Origin of the sequence: Kribbella sp. NPDC026596 (assembly GCF_040638415.1) — a bacterium.
Classification (GTDB): Bacteria; Actinomycetota; Actinomycetes; order Propionibacteriales; family Kribbellaceae; genus Kribbella.
In genome coordinates this window covers 23,411-42,599 of record NZ_JBEZYF010000065.1, presented here as the reverse complement: position 1 = coordinate 42,599, position 19,189 = coordinate 23,411, and the positions used below count along the sequence as shown (strand labels likewise).

The 19,189-nt window shown below is 67.2% G+C and carries 20 protein-coding genes and 1 pseudogene; 1 reads left to right on the top strand and 20 read right to left on the bottom strand.

The annotated features are described in order from the left end of the window. Nucleotides 1-6: 6 nt before the first annotated feature. From AB0E63_RS36715 to AB0E63_RS36665, 11 genes and pseudogenes are all read right to left on the bottom strand, one after another. The gene (locus tag AB0E63_RS36715; RefSeq protein ID WP_360376487.1) at nucleotides 7-1,401 is read right to left on the bottom strand and encodes a serine hydrolase; all 1,395 of its coding nucleotides are present in this window, start codon (nucleotides 1,399-1,401) and stop codon (nucleotides 7-9) included. After that, nucleotides 1,357-1,535: pseudogene (locus AB0E63_RS36710) on the bottom strand (serine hydrolase domain-containing protein); the annotation flags it as partial. The gene AB0E63_RS36715 and the pseudogene AB0E63_RS36710, both read right to left, overlap by 45 nt. A 351-nt stretch (nucleotides 1,536-1,886) precedes the next feature. Beyond that, the gene (locus AB0E63_RS36705; protein ID WP_360376465.1) at nucleotides 1,887-2,153 is read right to left on the bottom strand and encodes a response regulator transcription factor; all 267 of its coding nucleotides are present in this window, start codon (nucleotides 2,151-2,153) and stop codon (nucleotides 1,887-1,889) included. Then, nucleotides 2,113-2,607, bottom strand: coding sequence for a hypothetical protein (locus tag AB0E63_RS36700; protein WP_360376463.1), 495 nt, complete (start codon nucleotides 2,605-2,607; stop codon nucleotides 2,113-2,115). The genes AB0E63_RS36705 and AB0E63_RS36700 overlap by 41 nt, the downstream gene beginning before the upstream one ends. Before the next feature lie 169 nt (nucleotides 2,608-2,776). Then, the gene (locus AB0E63_RS36695) at nucleotides 2,777-3,043 is read right to left on the bottom strand and encodes a hypothetical protein (RefSeq protein ID WP_360376461.1); all 267 of its coding nucleotides are present in this window, start codon (nucleotides 3,041-3,043) and stop codon (nucleotides 2,777-2,779) included. A 24-nt stretch (nucleotides 3,044-3,067) separates the two neighbouring features. Further along, on the bottom strand, nucleotides 3,068-8,848 hold the full coding sequence (locus tag AB0E63_RS36690) for an FAD-dependent oxidoreductase (RefSeq protein WP_360376459.1): 5,781 nt from the start codon (nucleotides 8,846-8,848) through the stop codon (nucleotides 3,068-3,070). A gap of 6 nt (nucleotides 8,849-8,854) precedes the next feature. After that, nucleotides 8,855-9,493, bottom strand: coding sequence for a PASTA domain-containing protein (locus AB0E63_RS36685; RefSeq protein ID WP_360376457.1), 639 nt, complete (start codon nucleotides 9,491-9,493; stop codon nucleotides 8,855-8,857). 12 nt (nucleotides 9,494-9,505) lie between these two features. Continuing rightward, entirely contained in the window at nucleotides 9,506-10,081 is a 576-nt protein-coding gene (locus AB0E63_RS36680) for a hypothetical protein (protein ID WP_360376454.1), read from the bottom strand. Next, nucleotides 10,078-10,587, bottom strand: a complete 510-nt coding sequence (locus AB0E63_RS36675; RefSeq protein ID WP_360376452.1) for a hypothetical protein — start codon at nucleotides 10,585-10,587, stop codon at nucleotides 10,078-10,080. The genes AB0E63_RS36680 and AB0E63_RS36675 overlap by 4 nt, the downstream gene beginning before the upstream one ends. Before the next feature lie 5 nt (nucleotides 10,588-10,592). Continuing rightward, entirely contained in the window at nucleotides 10,593-11,381 is a 789-nt protein-coding gene (locus tag AB0E63_RS36670) for a hypothetical protein (RefSeq protein WP_360376450.1), read from the bottom strand. A 28-nt stretch (nucleotides 11,382-11,409) separates the two neighbouring features. After that, nucleotides 11,410-11,784 (bottom strand): hypothetical protein, encoded by a 375-nt coding sequence (locus AB0E63_RS36665; protein WP_360376448.1) that lies wholly within the window; start codon nucleotides 11,782-11,784, stop codon nucleotides 11,410-11,412. A 195-nt stretch (nucleotides 11,785-11,979) separates the two neighbouring features. Here AB0E63_RS36665 and AB0E63_RS36660 point away from each other — a divergent pair, with 195 nt between their 5' ends. Beyond that, nucleotides 11,980-12,378 carry a DUF4440 domain-containing protein gene (locus AB0E63_RS36660; RefSeq protein WP_360376446.1) on the top strand — a complete coding sequence of 133 codons (399 nt, stop codon included), beginning with the start codon at nucleotides 11,980-11,982 and terminating at the stop codon, nucleotides 12,376-12,378. A 72-nt stretch (nucleotides 12,379-12,450) separates the two neighbouring features. Here the strand turns inward: AB0E63_RS36660 and AB0E63_RS36655 are convergent, their stop codons facing one another. The 9 genes from AB0E63_RS36655 to AB0E63_RS36615 form a co-directional block, all read right to left on the bottom strand. Next, the gene (locus AB0E63_RS36655) at nucleotides 12,451-12,714 is read right to left on the bottom strand and encodes a hypothetical protein (RefSeq protein WP_360376444.1); all 264 of its coding nucleotides are present in this window, start codon (nucleotides 12,712-12,714) and stop codon (nucleotides 12,451-12,453) included. 32 nt (nucleotides 12,715-12,746) lie between these two features. Then, a complete protein-coding gene (locus AB0E63_RS36650) occupies nucleotides 12,747-13,010 on the bottom strand; it encodes a hypothetical protein (protein ID WP_360376441.1) in 264 nt (87 codons plus the stop codon). 200 nt (nucleotides 13,011-13,210) lie between these two features. Continuing rightward, complete coding sequence (locus AB0E63_RS36645) at nucleotides 13,211-13,507, bottom strand: hypothetical protein (RefSeq protein WP_360376438.1); 297 nt, start codon at nucleotides 13,505-13,507, stop codon at nucleotides 13,211-13,213. 272 nt (nucleotides 13,508-13,779) lie between these two features. After that, nucleotides 13,780-15,153 carry a sugar ABC transporter substrate-binding protein gene (locus tag AB0E63_RS36640; RefSeq protein ID WP_360376436.1) on the bottom strand — a complete coding sequence of 458 codons (1,374 nt, stop codon included), beginning with the start codon at nucleotides 15,151-15,153 and terminating at the stop codon, nucleotides 13,780-13,782. A gap of 53 nt (nucleotides 15,154-15,206) precedes the next feature. Then, the gene (locus AB0E63_RS36635) at nucleotides 15,207-15,965 is read right to left on the bottom strand and encodes a sugar phosphate isomerase/epimerase (protein WP_360376433.1); all 759 of its coding nucleotides are present in this window, start codon (nucleotides 15,963-15,965) and stop codon (nucleotides 15,207-15,209) included. Continuing rightward, nucleotides 15,959-16,951 (bottom strand): Gfo/Idh/MocA family oxidoreductase, encoded by a 993-nt coding sequence (locus tag AB0E63_RS36630; RefSeq protein ID WP_360376431.1) that lies wholly within the window; start codon nucleotides 16,949-16,951, stop codon nucleotides 15,959-15,961. Before AB0E63_RS36630 ends, AB0E63_RS36635 begins: the two co-directional genes overlap by 7 nt. A gap of 20 nt (nucleotides 16,952-16,971) precedes the next feature. After that, the gene (locus AB0E63_RS36625; RefSeq protein WP_360376429.1) at nucleotides 16,972-17,811 is read right to left on the bottom strand and encodes a carbohydrate ABC transporter permease; all 840 of its coding nucleotides are present in this window, start codon (nucleotides 17,809-17,811) and stop codon (nucleotides 16,972-16,974) included. After that, on the bottom strand, nucleotides 17,808-18,767 hold the full coding sequence (locus tag AB0E63_RS36620; protein ID WP_360376426.1) for a sugar ABC transporter permease: 960 nt from the start codon (nucleotides 18,765-18,767) through the stop codon (nucleotides 17,808-17,810). The genes AB0E63_RS36625 and AB0E63_RS36620 overlap by 4 nt, the downstream gene beginning before the upstream one ends. A gap of 14 nt (nucleotides 18,768-18,781) precedes the next feature. Then, entirely contained in the window at nucleotides 18,782-19,141 is a 360-nt protein-coding gene (locus tag AB0E63_RS36615) for a cupin domain-containing protein (RefSeq protein WP_360376424.1), read from the bottom strand. Nucleotides 19,142-19,189 lie beyond the last annotated feature (48 nt).

Here is a 19,189-nt window from a genome sequence, read left to right as displayed (position 1 = left end):
GATCGGTCACGTGAGGCCCCAGCCGATCAGGTGCCAAGTGGCGAGCTGGGCGATCACGGTGACTGAGGCAACGGCAAGTACTGCGTAGTGGAGTTTGAGCGCATTCGACCACCAGCGGAGTGCCCACCCCGCGGTCATGAGGACAAGCGTAGACGCGCTCAGAACGGCCAGCGCTAGCGGCAAGTGCAGCGCCAAGCGCTGTGCCAAGGGGATGTCTAGCCAGCCGAGGAAGCCGGAGTCCACGAGTCCGGGCATCCACGCAAGCAGGGCCACGTTGGCGATCGTCAGCATCGCTGTGACGACCGGGGTGAGGGCGGCGATCCGACGCAGGCCGGCGGGCCGCTCGCCTGAAGCCGAGCGCGTCCGGTGGCGACGTACCTCACGAGCTGCGGCAGCGACGAGCCATGCGGCTGCAACGAGCGCGGCAGTTCCGAGAATGCTCCATTGCCACACAGCGGGGCCTTCTGCCACTCGGACGAGTCTGAGACCCTGCCACCTCGGGTCAGGGCCTCGCAGGTCTAGCGTCTCGCCGCTGTCTGCGAGGAAAAGGCCGGGTGCGACTTCGACGAGTTGGTGGCGGATAAGGGAGTCCGTCTCGACCTCGAAGTATGGGACGCCTGCGTCGACGACGAATCGGCCCAGCGGACCAGTTGGAGCGAGCGCGCCCCACTCGGGCGCCCGGTAGGGACCGGAGTAGCCCGCCCAGCGGGTCGGCTCATCACCGGTCGTGGCCATGGCGGCCTTGGCGACCAGCTTCGTCATCCCGGCCGGGGGTTCGAATCGGCTCGGATCGACCACCGGCGGCCGTGGCGGCAGTGCGAGCAGCCGATCGCGATACACGCCCGGCTCCGTTACCAGGTCACCGAGAATCGACAATGCGAGATCTCCCTGGAGCTGGTGATCTTGGGAGTTGGTCAAGATGGCGATCCCGATCCGAACCTGCGGCAGCCACCACAGATCGGAGAGGAAGCCGAAGCCACCGCCGCCGTGGGTGAACAGATCGGGTCGTTGGTCCCAGCGATTCCATCGGGTGCGCATGACGCCGAGCGCGTAGCCGGCCGGTGCTCCGGCACTGGGTGCCGGGACAGTGCGTAACTCCTCCATGGACTTCGGATCGAGGACAACGCGACCGCCGATGGAACCGTCGCTCAGCTGGAAGCGAAGGAAGCGGGTCAGGTCGGTGGCGCTGGTGTACAAGCCGCCCCCCGCGGGGCCTCGTGGGTGAAGCGGGCGGTATGGCCCAGGAGCATCCGGAGCGTGATCTTCCGCTCGGGATGCTCCTCGAACGCGCTGTGGACAGTGAACCCGGGCAGGTACGTCGTGATCGGCTCGTCGAGATCCAGTCGACCGGCCGCGACGGCCTGCATGACGGCCGTAGCCGTGAAGGTCTTCGACATCGATTGGACGCTGAAGATCGTGTCAGCGGTCACCGGGGCACCGCCCTCATGGTCCCGGTAGCCGAAGCCCTCGACCCATAGCGTCCGATCGCCGTCCACCAGCGCGATGGCCAGACCCGGTACAGCCTGCTCGGCCATGAGTTGGGGGATCCGCTCTCGGTACCGTGCGATGACCGTCGCCGCCACATCGGCCGCGGGGGCTGGTGGCGCCGACCAGAGAGAAGCCATCGGCGCGGCGGACCCAAGAAGGAGGCCTGCAGCAACGGTCCCTCTCACGACCCTAACCAGCCAGCATGACGCCCGGCTGACGGCGTTCGCGCTCATGTCGCCCACCAACGTGCTCGTCCGATGCGCACCTTCGACTCGAGCATCATCCGCCGCAGACGTGGAGCGGCAGAGTCCGAAGTCCCTCAAGCGTGGGCGACGGTGGACTTCTGCCTAGGTGTGACCTCAAGTGGCGCCACTCCTCGTCGCTTGGTGGCGGAGCCTTCAGGTGCGTTGTGTGGCGGCGCCCAGGAGTAGGCGGGAGCGGGCCTTGGCGGCGGCTTCGGTGCGGCGGCGGGCGCCGAGTTTGGCGAGGACGTTGTGGACGTGGTTCTTGACCGTGCTCAGCTCGATGCACAGACGACCGGCGATCTCCTTGTTGGACAGGCCGTCGTCGATCAGCCCGAGGATCTCGCGTTCCCGGGCGGTCAGTTGGGTCGCGCTGAACTGGTCATGCGGCGACCGGCCGGAGGAGCCGATCCGGCGAAGCATCGCGGCGGTGACCGTCGGCGGGCAGGCCGAGTCGCCCCGGGCGACGGCCCACGCGGTCGTGACGACGTCGCGCAGCGTTCCCTCCCGGGCGACGAAACCCGGCGACCCCGGCCGCCACGCAGGCGATGATCGACTCGTCGTCTTCCGGTGTTCCCAGCGCGACCAGGCGCGCTCCGGGACGGGTTGCGGGCAGCGCGGGGATGAGCTGGGTTCCGCAGTCCCCGGACACGTCCACGAGGATGATGTCGGGGTTCACGAGATCCTGTGACGTGGTGCCCGGGAAGGTCGGCGCCGTACCGATGACGTCGATTCCGGCGATCTGTCCCAGCGCCGTCGCCAGATTCTCACGATGAACCCGAACCGGACCGATGATCGTGATGACGAGCGGTCTGGTGTCGCGAAGCCCTCCCGTTGCCGCGCGGCCTGTCGTCACATCCACCACTGCCTGTGTCATGGACCCCTCCCCGACCTACGACGTTCCGGGTCGCGCCCCGTGATTCGGCCGCACTCCTAACGCGGCGAATTCTCCCCTCCTACAGAGTGCTACACCCCGGCCGGTCGCGCGAGGCCCAAACCTGGAAGGCCCGGATCTTTCGATTCAGCCCGGGCCCAGCAGAGCAGGGTCAGACAATGTTCGGTGCGGGAGGCAGGTCGTACGCCGTCTTGTCGTCGACCTTGGCTGCGCGGCCGTCGAGAGTGAAGTGGACTCGGCCGGTTGGGTATATCCAGATCTCGTCGAGGGTACGAGCGCGGAACTCCGCGAGCATCGCCGTACTGGCGTTCTGCGGCGGTCTCGTCGTGGTCCAGTAGCCGACCTTGGCCGGCCGTCCGAGCAGGGCCTGCACGGTCGCCTTGTCCTGGTGGACGATCCGCGTCCGCAAGCTGGTCATGCGTTCGAGCATGCTTCACCTCTCTCAGAACGGCCGCCAGATGCCGCGGCCTTCGTCGGTGCTGTCGAACTTGATCGAGCCGTCGCGGTTGACCTGGCTGCGGCCCTTCTCCGCTTCCCACCAGGCCTTGTGCCACCAGTTTCCTCCGGAGCGGCACGAGTCGACCGATCCGATCACGATGCCGCCGGTCGCGGCCTGCACCGCCTTGATGAAGATGTCTCCCGGACCTGCCGACGAGCAGGCGGCGATCGAGACGAACGACGGCCCGGCGCCGAGCGCGTTCTTGATGATCGTCCCGAACTTCGTCGCCTGGCTCGTGGTCGACACCATGTCGTTGGCTTCGCCGGACTCGATGTGCCCGTCGCCGTCGGTGTCGTTGCCCATCCGGAATCCGCCGTTGCCCGACCAGCCGCCGTGCGCCTCGATGTGGATGCCGGTGAGGTAGCCGCAACTTCCGACGTACGCGCGGATCGCCTCGACCAGATCGCTGACGGTATGGACCAGAATCCACGCATCCGCATCGGTGTAGCCGCCGTAGTCGCGCAGGTCGATCTCGGTCTCGGCGTCGTGCACGAGCAGCAGGGTGCCGAGGTTCTTCAGCCCGCCTAGACAAAGGGCGGCGGCCGATCTGGGGGCGATCGGCGTCAGGGCTTCCCAGGCCTGCGCCGCCTGGGTGCCGATGCGCGCCGGAAGCTTCGCCTCCGCCGACGACTGAACCGCAGACCAGTCGGGCGCTTCGGCGAGGTCTTCATCGACCGATTCAGTACTGCCCGACTGGGGGAGTGGCCCGCGGATGTTGTAGCCGCCGGTCAGCGTCGTCTCGATCGTCCAGAGGCCGCGGCTGTCCATCGCGATGGCGTTGTTGGCGTTGCTGTCACCGTTCACGGTGAGCCAGTCCCGCACGTGGTCCGTCGATCCGCTCTTCAACTTGGCCGCCATGGCCGCGGCGACCGCGTCCCCGTTGGGACTGTCGCACGGCGCCTGGCCCTGGTAGCCGAGCAGCGCGATGAGCGGTCCGCCCTGCGAGTTCAGCAGCCGTCTCCACGCGAGGCCCGGCCCGGTCGGTGGCGACTTCGTGAGGTCGATCCGCAGGACGGAGCACCCTGCGATGATCAGGAGGTCGACATCCAGGTTCGCCGGCCAGGCGGCGGCGAGTTCGGTCGGGCCGAGCCAGTTCGCGTACGTACCCGTCGATCCGCAGGCCGCGCCGGTGGTCTCGATGGCAAGCATCCCGCTCGCCGACAAGCCGTGGCCCGAGTAGTAGAAGATGTCCGCGGGGCTGCGGACGAGGCGGTGTACGGAGCTTCCGGTCTGCCAGTTGGTGCGCGGGGTGACGGTCAGGTCGAGGACCTCGACGCCACCGGCTCGGAAGAGGGCCATCGCGTCCGGCACCTCGCGGGTCTCGTCGCCGGTCGACGTTCCCAGACTCTGAGGTTGGGTCGCGATGCCGCGGACAGTCGCGCCCAAGCCGGAGCGGAAGGCAGCGTCGCTGGTTCCGCCGGACCGGACCACTGTCGCGAGCTCGGTCATGCTGGAGTCGACCGCCAGGAGTGGTCCGAGCGAGCTGACAGTTCTGCTGCCTCGGTAGCGCAGCCTGTTCGGGTTGGCCGGGTCTGGTCCTTCCAGGGGGATGGTCCAGGAGACCGCCGTGGCCACCGTCCCAGCGCCTGCCGCACGGTTCGGCGGCCGGCTCTTCAGTTCGACCGCGATCTCGGGCGGCATCGTCGCGGCCGGCAGCCCGGAGGCCGTCGCGAGTACGTCGACGGTCCGGGTGTCCAGACCGAGCACCTCGTCCCAGCGCAGGGGTGTGCCCGCGCCGCCCGGTCCGGCGAACCACAGTCCCTCGACCACGACCTGCGCCGTACCCGCCGGGCCGACGACGATCGCGTCGAGCTGCGCCCACGTCCGGGTCCCGACCTTGCCGTCGACCTCGGCCGGTGTCGTCGGAAACGCCAGTCGCTGGAACGACTCGACGGCCGCGCGCGTGTGTACGCCGTACTGGCAGTCCTCCTCCAGTGGCGCGTCGGCGAGGCCGGTCTGCCCGGCAGCCAGCCGGTACGCGTGGAGGGCGTTGAGCTTCCGCTGGATCTCCCGGACGGCAGGGTGCTGCGAACCGAAGCGCAGCACGGTCGGCCTGTTCGCGGGCGCGACCACCACGTCGGGGCAGGGGCCTTTGACCGTCTCGGTCGGCAGGTCCGTGGTCGTCGGGCGGAGGACAACCATGTGCCCGGGTACGACGCCTTGCTGGTCGGCGACCCGTCGGGCGTACCGGTGAGACCACGGGTGGGACTGGGGCTCGAGCACGTGTACGTAGAGCCCTGGTAGCGATGAGTCCGTGCGGTAGCCGGCGGCGTGCAGTTGCCCGCGATGGCGCAGATCGCCGGTCGCGATGACTGCGACCGTGCCGAAGGGGCTGCCCCGACCACGGCTCACGACAAGGTCGCCAGGGCGCAACGGACCGAGCGAGGTCTTGGGGCCGGCGATCAGGTCGAAGCGCCGGCGCAACTCCGCAGGCCCCGCTCCGGAGACGAAGAGGTCGAAGAGGGTCGTCGCGGCCAGCTGCGGTCGGGCGGAGAGCCCGGCCTCTCGCAGGAGCTGTTCCCACCACCACTCGCCGGCCTGCTCAAGGTCGTTGCCCTCGGCCACCGTTTCCGAGCTGCGGCAGGCGGCCGTCACCGCACCGACGACTCGGTAGGCCGCGAGTACGCCGGAGGTGAGCGCTCCCTCCATGTAGCCGTAGAAGCCCGGCGAAGCCTGCTCTCCGGCGAAGAACAACCGGCCCTGGAACGGCTTGGTGAGGTTCGGCGCGATCGTGGTCACCTCGCCGGGTGCGGGAATCGAGTAGCCGGTGCGGACCCACGGTTCCGACGGCCAGTCGGCGAAGACGGTCTTCGGTCGCTGAGCGGCGTACCCGCGATAGAAGATCTCGAGCCGTTCCTGGTAACGCCGCGAGTCGAGCACGAAACCGCCGCCGGAGTACACCGACAGGCAGGCGGCCGACCCGCCGGTCTGGTGGTCGGTGCCCTCCCAGACACTGCCCAGTTCGTCCCAGAGTGCGTGCGGTGCGAGGTGAGCGTCCTCCCAGAACGGGCGCGAGACGCCGCTCAGGAACTTGACGCACGGACCGTGGCTGATCGTGTAGTCGGCGGCGCGGAACGGCGTACCGGCCTGGATCCGGGGCCAGACCATCGGAGCGGTCGTGAGGATGACGTAGTCGAACTCCTCGGAGGCTGCCGGCGTACCGAACCCGACCCGGACCGATCGGGAGCCGATCTCCACCGACGTCACGGGGGTGTTCAGCCGGACGTCCCGCAGCGTCTTGGCCAGATGGGTCGCGAGCTGCTCGTTGCCACCCTTGCACCGGTGGGTCTCGATGCGGGTCCAGTAGGCGAGTGGATCGCCGGGCAGCATGTGGGCGCGGACAGCTGCCAGGTAGCCGAGGTAACTCTGCCGTGCGAGGGGAGCGCACTGGTCGTTCTCGGTGACGAACTCGAAGTACCTGCGGGGGATGCTCGATGCGCGGCCGAACAGATCGGGTTCGTCGAGACGTTGCGCGAGTGACTTGCGGTCCAGGGCGGCCGCATTGGGCGACGTCCAGGGGCGGAGGGCGTCGACTGTCGAGGCCTCGCGAGCGATCGTCGTACGGACGCGTAGCAGTTCCCGTTCGACCTCGGCGAGCTGGGCGTCGGTCAGATCCTTCGTCCCCAACCGGACCCGGACCTTGAGACCTCGCCGTTCGTAGTCGGCTTCCTTGCTCACCTTCTCCAGCTCGAGACCGAATCGGCGGGCGAGCTGGAACCAGGTCGGGTGATTCTCCCCGATCAGCTCCGCGCCCGCCTCGGCGATCTTGCCCGCGGCGAGCGTCGGGTCTGTGCGCACTCGTCCACCTAGTCGACCGGTGGCCTCGAAGACGGTGACCTTCGTGCCACCCGTCTCGAGAGTCCAGGCGGCCATCAGACCGGCGAAGCCGGCCCCGATGACGGCGACCTTGGTGGCAGGCAGGCAGCCGGCGGCAACCGCTTCTGACGCAGAGAGATCGGGTGACGGTGGTGGTTCGAAGACGACCTCCGCAGGTAGATCTGACACCGCTTCCTCCTCGGAACGTGACTCACGCACTGCCTCGAGCGCGCGGCGCGGGTTGAGGTATCCACTGCCGAGCCGGAACAGGTCTGTACCCGGAGGAGGCAGATCGCAGCTGGACAGCAGCGCACGGCGGGTCTCGTCGATCGGAAGCGGCCGATCAGCCACCTCGAACATCAACGCGACCGTCCCGGTCACCGCCGGTGCCGCCATGCTGGTGCCGCTCATCCGGACGTACCGGGGTACGTCGTCCTCCGCCGTGCCGGACCGGGCTCCGAGCACGAGCACCCCGGGCGCGACCAGATCCGGCTTCTGCCGGCCGTCACGGGTGGGACCGGAACTGCTGAAGTCACCGATCGGCCGGTCCTGCCGGTGGGCGTTGTAGGCGCCGACCGTGATGGTCCGGTAGCCGTTGCAGATCGTCCCGGTCGTCGTCCGCGGGTTCGCTTGGTCGTCGCCGAGGTGGGCCTGGCAGGGCGGGCAGGCGGTATCGCGTTCGATCCACGCATGGACGCGACCGTCCACGATGTCCTGTCCGGTCAACGTGATCTCCCAGCCGCCGGTCGGTACGCCGGGATCCGTGAAGACGCTGATCTGGTTGTCCCCGTTGTTCGGGTCGCACGCGCGGTGGTAGATCCGAGCCGCCTTGCGTCCGTCGACCATCACCGTGCCGTTGGACCCGAGCGGGACGACGGACGCCGGGCCTGTCCCCGGTGCGACCTCGACGCCGAGGCGATCTCGGCCGGGGTACCAGATGTCGACCTGATTGACGGTGAGATCTCCCGGTTGGGCTTCGATGCGGAAGCGCCGTACCGAGCCGGGCCGGAGCCGCCACGCCGCGTGGGTCCGGCGCCGGAAGTAGTTGCCGCCACTCGCGATGACGGCCAGACCGGATCTGGACGAGACGAGTTGGTCCATGGCCAGCTCGACGAGCGAGTGACCGGTGTGTTCGCCGGCGTGCCGCCCGAGACTGAGGTTGATGACGCACGGCCTCTGGCGGGCGGTCTCCACGATGAAGTCCAGCGCCTCCAGCAGCTCCACCGAGTCGCCCAGGGGAACCTCGGCAGTGGCCGGCCGGCGACCGAGATTGACGAAGATGAGGTCGGCCTCCGGCGCCATTCCCACGGGGCCTCCGCCGCGCCCGTTTCCTGCGGCGATGCTCGTCGTGTGGGTCCCGTGCGCTCCGCTTCCGGAGTCGAAGTCCGCGGCGTCGTACCCGAGTGATTGCAGGGGATCAGAGCCCTCGAGTGCCTCGTCGATGGTGGCGGCGTCGAGGATCCGTCCGTAGCCGTACTTCACCGCGGTACTGTCGGCGGTCGGCCGCTGATCCCACAGCGCCAGCACCCGCGTCGATCCGTCCGGGTTCCGGAAGTCAGGATGCGTGAGGTCCAGGCCCCAGTCGATCAGAGCGATCACTACGCCGCGACCAGTCGCGCCGAGTTCGACGGACCGGTCGTCGTGTGGATCCACCGGACCCTCGATACCTGCGGGTGCCGGCTCCAGATCCGGCGCGTAGACCCGCGGGGCCTTGACGCTGACGACGGCGGTCTCGGCTCGCAGGTCGGGGATCGCACTCCGGGCTACTCGCGCGGTGGCGATATCACCGAAGCGGCTGACGATGCGAGCGGACGCGGGTGAGTCGCCGGGGTGCCGGAGGCGGAGAACGACCGCGACCTCGTCCTCCGGCTCCCCGGCGCGGATGAGCTCCTGCAGCGCGGGATCCATCGAGGATCACCCGCGCGATCCGCCCCGGCTCGTCGTGGATCGCTTCGACGTCCCCGCGCCCTGACGGACCTCCGGTTCCTCGTCGAGTTTGTCGATGATCGTCTGGAGCCTGGTCTCCGCCGCGGTGTCGGTCTCCACAGCGGCCACAGCAGTGGCGATCTCGCCCGCTGTGGTCACCAGACCATTCACGCCGCCGGCGACGCCGTCCACCTTGGCGTCGAGCCCGTCGACTTTCGCACTGACGCCGTCCAGCTTGGCGACGATGCCGTCGAGTTTCCCGTCGACTGCGGTGACCTGACTGCTCACGCCGGCAACGGCGGTTGCCACCTGGCCGACCGACGTACCGACGTCCGCGACAGCGTTCTCGATGTCGGTCAGCTGCTGATCGAGGTTCGGCGGGATGACCGGTGCCTTGATGATCAGCAGCGTGACGACGGTCTTCTTGGGCCTCGCGGTGTTGGCCGCCGGATTCTGGCTGAAGACTGTGCCCTCGGTGCCTTCGGCCTCGATGGTCTGGACCTTGGGCACCAGCTCGAAGTCACGCAACTTGGCTTCGGCGTCGGCCTGCGGCAGGCCTTGTACGTTGGGTACGCCGACCAGTCCGCCGCCCGCACCGCCGCCGATCACGAGACTCGTCACCGTCATGGCCGCGCCCCCTCACTTCCGGCCGAGCAACACGAACAGCAGCAACAGCATCATGGTGGAGTCGCCGCCTCCCATGAATCCGCCTTTACTGTCGCCGCCGCCGTATCCCGGCATCAGCAGCAACAAGGGCAGGAGAATGCCCAACTGGTTCGACGACTGGGTGAGCACTCTGACGCTGTTCCCACTGTCGTCCGTCGCCGCGATCGACTCCTGCGTCAACAGCGGAAGCAGGACCGCCAGCATCTTGGTCTGCTGGAGGTCGGCACGGATGGCGTCCGTCGACTTCTGGCGGTCGGCCACTTCCCGCCGTACCAGCGCGACTTGGCGGTCCTGACCCGTGGACAGGATGTTGGTCCGATTCTCCAGCGCCTGAACCGCGGTACTGAGGGTCTCGATCTTGCTGTCGAGATTGCGTGCCGCGCTCTGCACCTGGGTCTGGCTGGCGGGCGTGGTCGTCTGACGTGGCATGAAGCTGCTCTGGCGGGTCGGCGTCCGGACGAGGGTACGGCGCGCCGGAGCGGCCTCCTCGAACGCCTCATAGTCCAGGCTCTCGAGCAACGAGTCCAGGTCTTCTGTGTATCCGTTCACTGAGCACCCCTCTCATCGGTGCTGCCGCGGGCCGCCGCGGCGGATGGTCGACCTTGCAGACGAACCTGCAACTTGACCGCGGGTATGACGAGCCGGTCGAACAGACTCGGCTCGGGAGGCATGAAGCCCGGCCGGCCGCGGCCCCGGCACCAACTGCAGTCCTGGTCGTCGCCGAAGCACGCCGGGCATGCACCCAGCGCACCGGCCAGTTCCAGGCAACGGCTCCGCAACGCCTGCAACTCGCCGGTGAGCTCGTCGAACTGCACCCGGACCGCCGCGACCTGCTCTCGGCGCTCGGCTTCTTGCGCGAGGTCCCGTTGGTCCTGTTCGGCCCGCAGTTCCTCCTGTTCGAGGCCCTGTCGCATCTCCGTCTCGCGTTGGGAGATCAGCTGGACCACGGGCGCCAGCTCAGGATCCGCCTGGGCCAACTCCTTGACGCTTTGTTCGAGGCTCTGTCCGCTCGTGAGTTGTTGCTTGAGCAGTTCCAGGACGTCGGTTGCGACCATCACGCTCACCTCAGAACGACGTCGTACTCGTCGTAGGCATCGAGGTCCTCGGGGAAGTCCTCCTCGAAGGCCTCGTCCCAGCCCGCGGCCTCGTCCCAGGCGGCCTCATCCCAACTCGTCGCCTCGTCCCAGGCGGCCTCGTCCCAACTCGTCGCCTCGTCCCAGCTCGCGGCCTCGGCTTCCGCCTCCTTGGCCAGGGCCGACAAGAGTCCGGCGTAGGCGTTGGCCGGTACGGGGGTGCCTGACGGGCCCGCGGAGATGGCGGCGTTCTGGCCGCCGAGGAGCGCCGCGAGGGCCTGCACCATCTCCGGTCTGCCGAGCAGCCTCAACAGTTGGTCGGTCGCCGGTGCAGGCGGGGCCGGGGCCGCAGCCGGGGCCTGGGCCGGGGGAGGACCGGCCGGCCTCGCGGCTCCGGGAAGTCCGCCGCCGCCGGCAAGGTTGACGACGCCGCTGATGACGGACCCGACATCTCGGCCGGTTCCCGTCGTGTGCTTCTGCAGGGCTGCGCCCGTACCTCCCGCCAGCGCTCCCACGAGGGCGCCGTACGGGCCGTACTTCATGCCTTGCATTCCGCCTTCGAGGCCGCCCTGCAACGCGGTCGCGGCGACCGGCGCGGCCTGTTGCGCGAAGTTCGAGAAGGCCTTGCCCAGGCCGGAGAAGAACTCTTCGTACTCGAGCGGTGTGACGTCTTCTCCGAAGGCCGTCGTGAACACCGAGTCCAGCTCGGCATCGGTCAGACCCGAGAACCGATCGTCGAGCGCATCGCGTAAATAGGGGTAGCTGGTGTCCGGCATTCCCTCATCCCTCCTGCGGCATGACTGGTCACCTCGTCGCGGATCGGAGTACCTCGCCCAGTCGCCGCCCGGACAGGTGCTCGATCAGATCCGCATCGGCTGCCACCGTCTGGACCAAGGCCTCGGCTCGATCCACGTCGAGCGCGACGACGGTGAGTTCCGGATGTTCGTCGAGCAGCCGCTCGACGAGCGGTGGAGCGGTGCGATCCGACATCGAAACGACCACGAGATCGGCCCCGGCCTCGGCCACGCACAGCATCAACTCCACGTCGGTGCCGAACGCGAGGTCGAGCTCCAGGTCCGATTCCCCCGAGATCGCGGCTCTGACCGCCTCAACCATCGGAGACGGTCGATCGGCAACCAGGATCCGGCTCACTGTCACCTCCCGCGTCCGAACGACCATCACCTGTCCCGCCAAACTACGAGCGATGGCCCCGCCCCGAAATGAACCCAAAGATCCCTTCTCGACTCAAATTCGGGTCTGGTCCTCGCGCAGGCGCCAACAGATCGCCGTCAGATGATGCCCGACAGCTGCGCGCACGGATGTCCAGCGGAATAGGGATGCGTATCGATGACGGTCGTGTCATCGTCGGGTTCCATGACAGCCAAGGAGTTCCACGACGGTGCGGACGGGTCCGACGATCCGCAGGTGGCGGAGGCCGTCGCTGCGGAGCAGGAGTCGCTGAGCCTGGAGTGCCGTGCCGACCCAGCTCGCCTGCGGAGGTTGCTGGCCCCGGACTTCCATGAGTTCGGGGCATCGGGGGGTGAGATCGAGTTCGAGGGCACGGCAGAGCTCATCGCGGCCAGCACCGACCCGAACGGTGAGCCGATCCGGTTCCACGACATGCGCGGCTACCGCTTGGGCGACGGGCTGGTGATGATCAAGTACACGTCTGACAACGGTGAGCGGCGTTCCAACAGAACCTCGCTTTGGCGTCGGGTCGCCCCGGGACATTGGCAGATGTTCCACCATCAAGGAACACCAACCCAGCAATAACATTCGCCATGCAGCGATCCCCGCGCGACTGTCGCAGACCACGCGGCGTACGAGCGTCACGGAGTGGGCCGGCTAGGCCGGTGGGTGGTGGGAAGGGGATTGAGGGCGGGTCTTGACCAGGCCGTCCCTGATGGTGGTGAGCAGCGTGAGGGCGGCGTCGAGGTGGGTGCTGTCGTCGCCCGCGGCCTCGCTGACGGCGGTCGCCCACGCGTGCCGTACCAGGGCGGAGTTGGTGCAGCTGATCATGGTGTTGCCGCCGCCGTGATCGCCGTCGTTGTCGCTGTCTTCGCCCTCATCCGGATGCCCGCCACGCGGACCGCTGGGGCTGGCGGCCACCTACACCTGCACTGAGCGTGCGTGGCTGACGGTCAGAAGATGTAGAAGCCGGTGATCGCGGTTGGGAGGATGCTGGCGATCAGCCAGAGTGAGAGCGGGGAACGCCGGAAGATGGCGAGTACGCCGGCGACGGTGAGGAGGCCGATGACGCCGGACATGGCCCACAGGCCGACGCCTTTGCCGAAGTCCGCCTTGGCGGAGCCGATTGCGTAGACCGCGAGAGTGATGGCGGGGACGCTGCCCACGTGGAGGAGGATGACGGACGCGACCCATCGCTGGACGGTCTCGATGTTCATCGGGCGAGGGGTTCTGCGGTGCCTTCGCTTCCTGCCCGGCACGGTTTCAGTGGGGCTGCTCACGACTACGATAGTACCCGAACAATTAGTGCCCTAACTATCTCCTGGACTGTGACGTCTGGCACTGTTCACCGGCGCCGACCGCTGGTCATGGCCGAACGGCTTCTCGACGACGACCGGGCACCCGTAGCGCCTCGTCGTCAGGCCGGCCGCGGCTGCCGGCCGGGGATCTGGTTGCGTTGGGTGATGCTCGCCGCCCAGTGCCCGATGTCGAACAGCGCGGCCAGCCCGATCCAGAACCAGTCGAATCCGTGCAGTCCCCCGGGCGCCCAGAGGAACAGATAGATCAGGGTCGTGAAGGGCAGGAAGATGATGCCCAGCAGCGGCCAGATCCAGGTACTGAACGCCGCGTCGACCCGTTCCGGTCGTGCGACCCACACGATGAACACGCCTAGCCGCGGAAACACCCCGGCGAACAATGCGAACAGGCAGCCCATTTGGTCCCCCCTGACGATCAGTGCTTACCGACGGCGGTCGACGCGTTGCGCCGTACGGCGGGCAGTCCGTCGCGCCACCCTGCCGGGCTGATGACGCCGTCTGCGCCGCCGAACCATCCTCATCAGCGGCCCGTCCGGCGGCATCACCCCCGGCGGATGATTCGGCTCTTCACGACTCTGGGTGTGGCCTCCATGGCAGACAGGTGATCTGCCCTCGTCTGTACCGGCAAGATTCTGCTGAGCTGAAATGAACCTTCGCACGTGCCGCCGGGCTAGATGGAGGTTGGGATTGGGTATTTGCCTTTCAGGAGTGGCTGGATTTTGGGCTGGAGGTTGTCGAGGACGGTCTTGGCGGGGGTCTTGCCGCTGGCGATCTGCTCGATGGCGGGGGTCAGGACCTCCTCGATCGCGGGGACGTTCTTGAGGACCTGGGTGAAGTCGCGGACCGAGTTGTTCAGCCGGTAGTCGACGGCCGCGGTGCGGTACTCAGGCGGGTGTACGTCGTTCTTGGTCCAGGAGTCGATCGCCGCGCTGTCGGAGTAGTACTTGGTCTCGACCGGCATCCACAGCCCCTTCTTGAAGAGGTCGCTGTTGCTGCCGTCCACGCTGTAGGCGTAGAGCTCGATCGCCTCCTCCGGGTGCTTGGTGCTCGCCGACATGACCCGGCAGCTCCCGGCCTCCTGGGTGATCGGTTCTTGATAGGAGGGCAGAACGCCGATGCCGTACTTGAGATCGCTCTCTCCCATGTCGAGCAGGGTCCATTGACCGTCGATCGCCATCGCGACTCGCTTGGTCTGCAGCTGGACCGTGGTGGTCGGGGCGTTGGCGGTGTCGCCGCCACCGAGCTGGGCCGGGCTGGGTGCCACACGGTGCTTGTAGATCAGGTCCTGCAGGTCCTGGAACACCTTGACGCATTCCGGGCTGTTGAGCGTGTACTTGGTGCCCGACTCGTCCGTCACGTCGCCACCGTTGCTGCGGATCAGCGGATACCAGGTCCACTGTGTCGTCAACGGAGCCGAGATGCCGAACTGGCGGATGCGATCGGGTTTGAAGCCCGGGTCGCTCGGCCGCTTGCCGTTCTGGTCAAGGGTCAGGGCGGTCGCGACTTCAAGCAGGCGATCCCACGACCAGGCTTTGCCGGCCACCGCCGGCGGGGTCATCGAGTCGTCCGTGAACAAGTCCTTGTTGTACCAGAGCAGACTGATCTCGCTGGCCGCGGGAGTTCCGGCGACCTTCTTGTCGCCGTACCAGAAGAAGTTCTGCGGCTTCCGGCCGGACAGTTGCGCGTACTTCTCGATGTAGGGATAGATATTGGCGATCTTGCCCTGGTCGGCAAGCCGGTACGCCGTCGGCGCCGTCATGTACGCCACGTCGGGAAGATTGCCGCTGGCAACGAGGGTGTTGACCTTGGTCTCGTAGTCGCCAGGCACGTGCACCGCCTGCACCTTGATGCCCGAATGCGACTTCTCGAAGGCCTGGGTCATCTGCTCGATCGCGGCCTTCTCGTTGGCCGACCCCCAGTACATGAACTGCAGGTTGGCCGCGCCGCCGCTCTTGGTGGTTGATTGCCCACCGCAACCGTAGAGGCCGAGGGCGGCGGCTGCGCCGGCACCGAGGAAGGTCCGGCGAGACAAACTGGGTGGCATAGCTGTCTCCTTAGAGTGCGATGGGAAGGTCGTGCTGTGCATATTGGGACAGCTCATCGCGTCCGGGCCAGGAAGTCGCGCGACACCCGCAGCCCCTCGACGATCTCGGCGCGGCTCTCCTCGTCGACGCACAGCGTGACGCCCGGGCCGAGCTTGGCAACGGTGTCCAGGACGCTCGTCAGGTCGACCGACCCCTGCCCCAGCAGGCGGAACTCGCCGTCGTCGTAGTCCTTGAGGTGGATGTTGTCGATCACCGAGGCGAAGTCGGTGAGTAGTGCGGGGATGTCGGTCACTCCGGACATCAGCAGGTGCCCCGTGTCAACCGTGAGCCGAAGAGTGTTCTCGCGCACCGCACCGAAGAACACCTCGAAATCGCGCCGATGCATCACCGGCTCGCCGGTGTGGTGATGCAGTGACAGTACGACGCCTTGTTCCGCGGCTGCTTCGGCGTAGTCGGACAGTTCGCCGGCGAAGCGGATCAGATCACTGTCATCGAGCCCGTCCCGCGGAACGTCGTGGCACAGGACGACTCGCTGCGAACCGACCGCACCGGCGAACGCCGACAGCGCGCGGAGCCGTTCCTTCCCCGCCTCGTCGAGCGGATTCATCGTGATCACGGACGAGACGTGGCCTGGCTCCGTTCCCCAGTCAGCCCGGAACCGCTCCGCGCCCGCGACCGGGTCGTCCAGGTACTCGCCGTACTGTCCGCCCTTCAGCTGGAGCCCGGCAAATCCGAACTTCGGGTAGCGGTCGAACAACAGTCGCTGCTGCTCGGCTCCTCGCGTGGGCTTGGAGAACGCGATCGTCACCACGGCAAACCGTCCTTCAACTCGATGGGTACGCCGGTGTCCGCGGAACGGTAGGCCGCGTCGAGCAGCGCGATGGTCCGCAGGTTGTCCCGGCCGCTGTTCGCGGGTTCGACCCCGGTCTCCACGGCGGTCAGCAGGCGATCGAGTCCGAGGAACATGGCTTCGGATCGCTGGCTTCCCACGAGGAGGTTGGGAATCGTCTTGGTCTGGCCGTCCCGATGCAGCTGTGCCTCGGTGTACCCGAGCTGCAGCGTGCCCGACGTACCGAAGACCAGCGTCTCGGTCCGTTCGACGCGGCTGGAGAAACTCTGGACGTACGTGACCGGGGTGTCACCGAAGAAGATCTGGACACTGGCGTCGGTCTCGCCGGCAGCGTCGACGGCGGGGGAGGAGAAGGTGCGTGCCGACAGCCAGGTCGCCTCGCGGCCCAGCAGAACCCGGAACCCGTCGAACCAGTGGACTCCCATGACGGACAGCGCGTGCCGTTGCTGGGAGAGTCGCCAGCCCTTGTCCTGCCGGAACGTCAACTCCTGCTGGGAGATCGCGAGGACCTCTCCGATCTCGCCCTGCTCGATCAGCTCGCGACCGAGACCGAAGGCGTAGCTGTCCCGGAAGTTCTGGTTCACGGCGAGCTGGACACCGGTGGCGTCGCCGGCCTCGACGATGGCACGGGCATCGGCCAGATCGAAGGAGAGCGGCTTCTCCACGAAGATGTGCTTCCCGGCGGCGGCGAGCTCCAGTACGGCGGAAGTCCGCACGTGGCTCGGCGTACACACGACTGCGACGTCCCAACCGCCCGCGTCGATCAGATGGGCGACGGTGTCGTAGGTACGGGCGACGCCGAACGTGTCCCGCACCCAGTCCCGTCGTTCGGGCAGCGGGTCGCACGCGGCGACGACCTCGACGCGGTCAGGGTGTTGTGCGTAGCTGGTGAGATGAGTGCGCGAGATGTTGCCCGCGCCAACCAAAGCGATTTTGTGTGTGGTCATTTGCCTTCCCAGATGTGTGGTCAGCCCTTGACGCCGGTCAAGGTGACGCCCTCGATGAGGTATCGCTGGGCGAAGAAGAACAAGACGATGATCGGGACGATGGTCGTGGTGGCGGCGGCCATCAGGTAGCCCCACTGCGCGTTGTACGTGCCCTGGAACGACGCGAGGCCGAGGGCGAGCGTGAACTTGCTGCTGTCGTTGAGATAGATCAGCGGATCGAGGAACTCGTTCCAGGTCCGGATGAACGTGAAGATTCCGACCACCATCAGGGCCGGCTTCGAGAGCGGAACGATCACCTGCCAGAAGACCCGCCAGGGCGATGCTCCGTCGATGTACGCCGCCTCGTCGAGCTCGTACGGGATCGTGAGGAAGAACTGCCTGAGCAGGAAGACGTTGAAGATCCCGCCGCCCGCGCCACCGAGCCAGGCGGGCACGATCAACGGGTAGTAGGTGTTGATCGCCTGGACGGCGTCCCACATCAGGAACGTGGGGACCAGCAGCACCGCCTGGGGGAGCATCAGCCCACTGAGCAGGATTCCGAAGACCACGTTGCGTCCCCGCCAGCGGAGCCGGGAGAAGCTGAACGCGGCGATCGAGCAGGTGAGCAGCGTCCCGACGACTGTGAAGACCTCGATGAACATCGTGTTCAGGAAGTAGCGGGCGAACGGCTGTGCGGTCAGCGCTCCGCTGAAGTTCGCCCACTCGAAAGGCCGGGGAATCCATTCCGGCGGCGCGATGAACATCTGGTTGTTGTCCATCAGCGCGCTGCGCACGAGCCAGACGAACGGCAGCACTGTCGGCACCACTCCGACGATGAGCACCGTGTAGATGAGCACCCGTCGCCCTCGGACCGCGGTCATCGCGCGGTTCCCATCTCGTAGTACACCCACCGGCTGGAGGAGCGGAAGAGAGCCACCGTGATCACCATGACGAGCACGAACAGAGCCCAGGCCAGGGCGCTCGCGTAGCCCATCTCGCTCTTGGTGAACGCGGTCGTGTACAGGTAGTACACGTAGAAGGTCGACGCGTTGTTCGGGCCGCCCTGAGTCATGATGTAGGCCTGGTTGAAGGCCTGGAACGTCCCGATGATGCTGGTGACCAGGTTGTAGAACAGCACCGGCGTCATCATCGGCAGCGTGACGTGGCGGAACTGCCGCCAGACCCCGCCACCGTCGATGGCCACCGCCTCGTAGAGATGCCGGGGAACGCCTTGGAGCCCGGCGAGGAAGATCACCATGATGTTCCCGAAGCCCCAGGTGCTCATCAGGATCAGCGACGGCACCACAGCTGTTTCACTGAAGACCCAGTTGGACGTGGGCGCGCCCAGTTGCCGCAGTGTGGAGTTGAGCAGGCCGAAGTCGGGATTGAAGATCCACAGCCACAACACGGCGTTGGCGACACTGGGCACCAACGTCGGCAGGTAATAGATGGTGCGGTAGACCCCGAGCCCGCGGACCTTGGCGTTGAGCAGCATCGCGATCGCGAAGGCGACCACCAGTGTCAGCGGTACCGCGCCCAAGGTGTAGTACGTCGTGACACCGAGGGACTTGAGGAAGAGTGGATCGCGGGTGAACATCCGCACGTAGTTGTCGACGCCGATGAAGGACGGCGCCGAGCCGATGGTCCAGTCGGTGAGGCTGAGGACCGCCGAGGTTGCCATCGGTACCAGGGTGAAGACGACGAACCCCACGATGGCAGGCATCGCGAGCAGCAGTCCCCACCGACGCTCGAGCCGGCTCTGCCCGCTGACCCCGGTTCGCACTGTCCGGACAGCCCGCGAGACGGCCGTACGGCGGATGGCGATCTCCTCTGTCATGGTCACCTACCCGGCTACTCGCCGACGACCTTCCGGTCAGGGGTCGAGAACGCGATCACCATGACCGCCGGCTCCGCGCCGACGTTGCGCGCGTTGTGAACCGTGCCGGCCGGGATCGAAATGGTGTCGCCCGCCGACATCGGCAACTGCGTGTCGCCCAGCCGGTGGTCGATCGTCCCGCTGAGGACGTGCAGTACCTCGTCGCAGTTCGGGTGATAGTGCGGAGGATTCTGCCGGCCGGGCTCGATCGTGCAGCGACCGATCGTCATGGTGTCGGAGTTGCCGATGGCCCCCGACACCATCCATTCCAGCTTGCCCCACACCTGGGGTTCGACGACGACCTCGCCGGCAGGCGTCAGTCCACCACGGCCCACGATGTGCCTCCTGTTGTTCACTGTCCGGTTTCGTTGTCCTGCAATCCT

What these genes read in the sequence shown, in the direction of transcription:
- AB0E63_RS36695 (WP_360376461.1), bottom strand. Translation starts at nt 3,043, where the DNA reads ATGACCAGCTTGCGGACGCGGATCGTCCACCAGGACAAGGCGACCGTG.
- AB0E63_RS36705 (WP_360376465.1), bottom strand. Translation starts at nt 2,153, where the DNA reads ATGCTTCGCCGGATCGGCTCCTCCGGCCGGTCGCCGCATGACCAGTTC.
- AB0E63_RS36665 (WP_360376448.1), bottom strand. Translation starts at nt 11,784, where the DNA reads ATGGTCGTTCGGACGCGGGAGGTGACAGTGAGCCGGATCCTGGTTGCC.
- AB0E63_RS36630 (WP_360376431.1), bottom strand. Translation starts at nt 16,951, where the DNA reads ATGACCACACACAAAATCGCTTTGGTTGGCGCGGGCAACATCTCGCGC.
- AB0E63_RS36650 (WP_360376441.1), bottom strand. Translation starts at nt 13,010, where the DNA reads ATGAACATCGAGACCGTCCAGCGATGGGTCGCGTCCGTCATCCTCCTC.
- AB0E63_RS36700 (WP_360376463.1), bottom strand. Translation starts at nt 2,607, where the DNA reads ATGACACAGGCAGTGGTGGATGTGACGACAGGCCGCGCGGCAACGGGA.
- AB0E63_RS36675 (WP_360376452.1), bottom strand. Translation starts at nt 10,587, where the DNA reads ATGGTCGCAACCGACGTCCTGGAACTGCTCAAGCAACAACTCACGAGC.
- AB0E63_RS36645 (WP_360376438.1), bottom strand. Translation starts at nt 13,507, where the DNA reads ATGGGCTGCCTGTTCGCATTGTTCGCCGGGGTGTTTCCGCGGCTAGGC.
- AB0E63_RS36640 (WP_360376436.1), bottom strand. Translation starts at nt 15,153, where the DNA reads ATGCCACCCAGTTTGTCTCGCCGGACCTTCCTCGGTGCCGGCGCAGCC.
- AB0E63_RS36660 (WP_360376446.1), top strand. Translation starts at nt 11,980, where the DNA reads ATGACAGCCAAGGAGTTCCACGACGGTGCGGACGGGTCCGACGATCCG.
- AB0E63_RS36690 (WP_360376459.1), bottom strand. Translation starts at nt 8,848, where the DNA reads ATGGATCCCGCGCTGCAGGAGCTCATCCGCGCCGGGGAGCCGGAGGAC.
- AB0E63_RS36620 (WP_360376426.1), bottom strand. Translation starts at nt 18,767, where the DNA reads ATGACAGAGGAGATCGCCATCCGCCGTACGGCCGTCTCGCGGGCTGTC.
- AB0E63_RS36685 (WP_360376457.1), bottom strand. Translation starts at nt 9,493, where the DNA reads ATGACGGTGACGAGTCTCGTGATCGGCGGCGGTGCGGGCGGCGGACTG.
- AB0E63_RS36670 (WP_360376450.1), bottom strand. Translation starts at nt 11,381, where the DNA reads ATGCCGGACACCAGCTACCCCTATTTACGCGATGCGCTCGACGATCGG.
- AB0E63_RS36625 (WP_360376429.1), bottom strand. Translation starts at nt 17,811, where the DNA reads ATGACCGCGGTCCGAGGGCGACGGGTGCTCATCTACACGGTGCTCATC.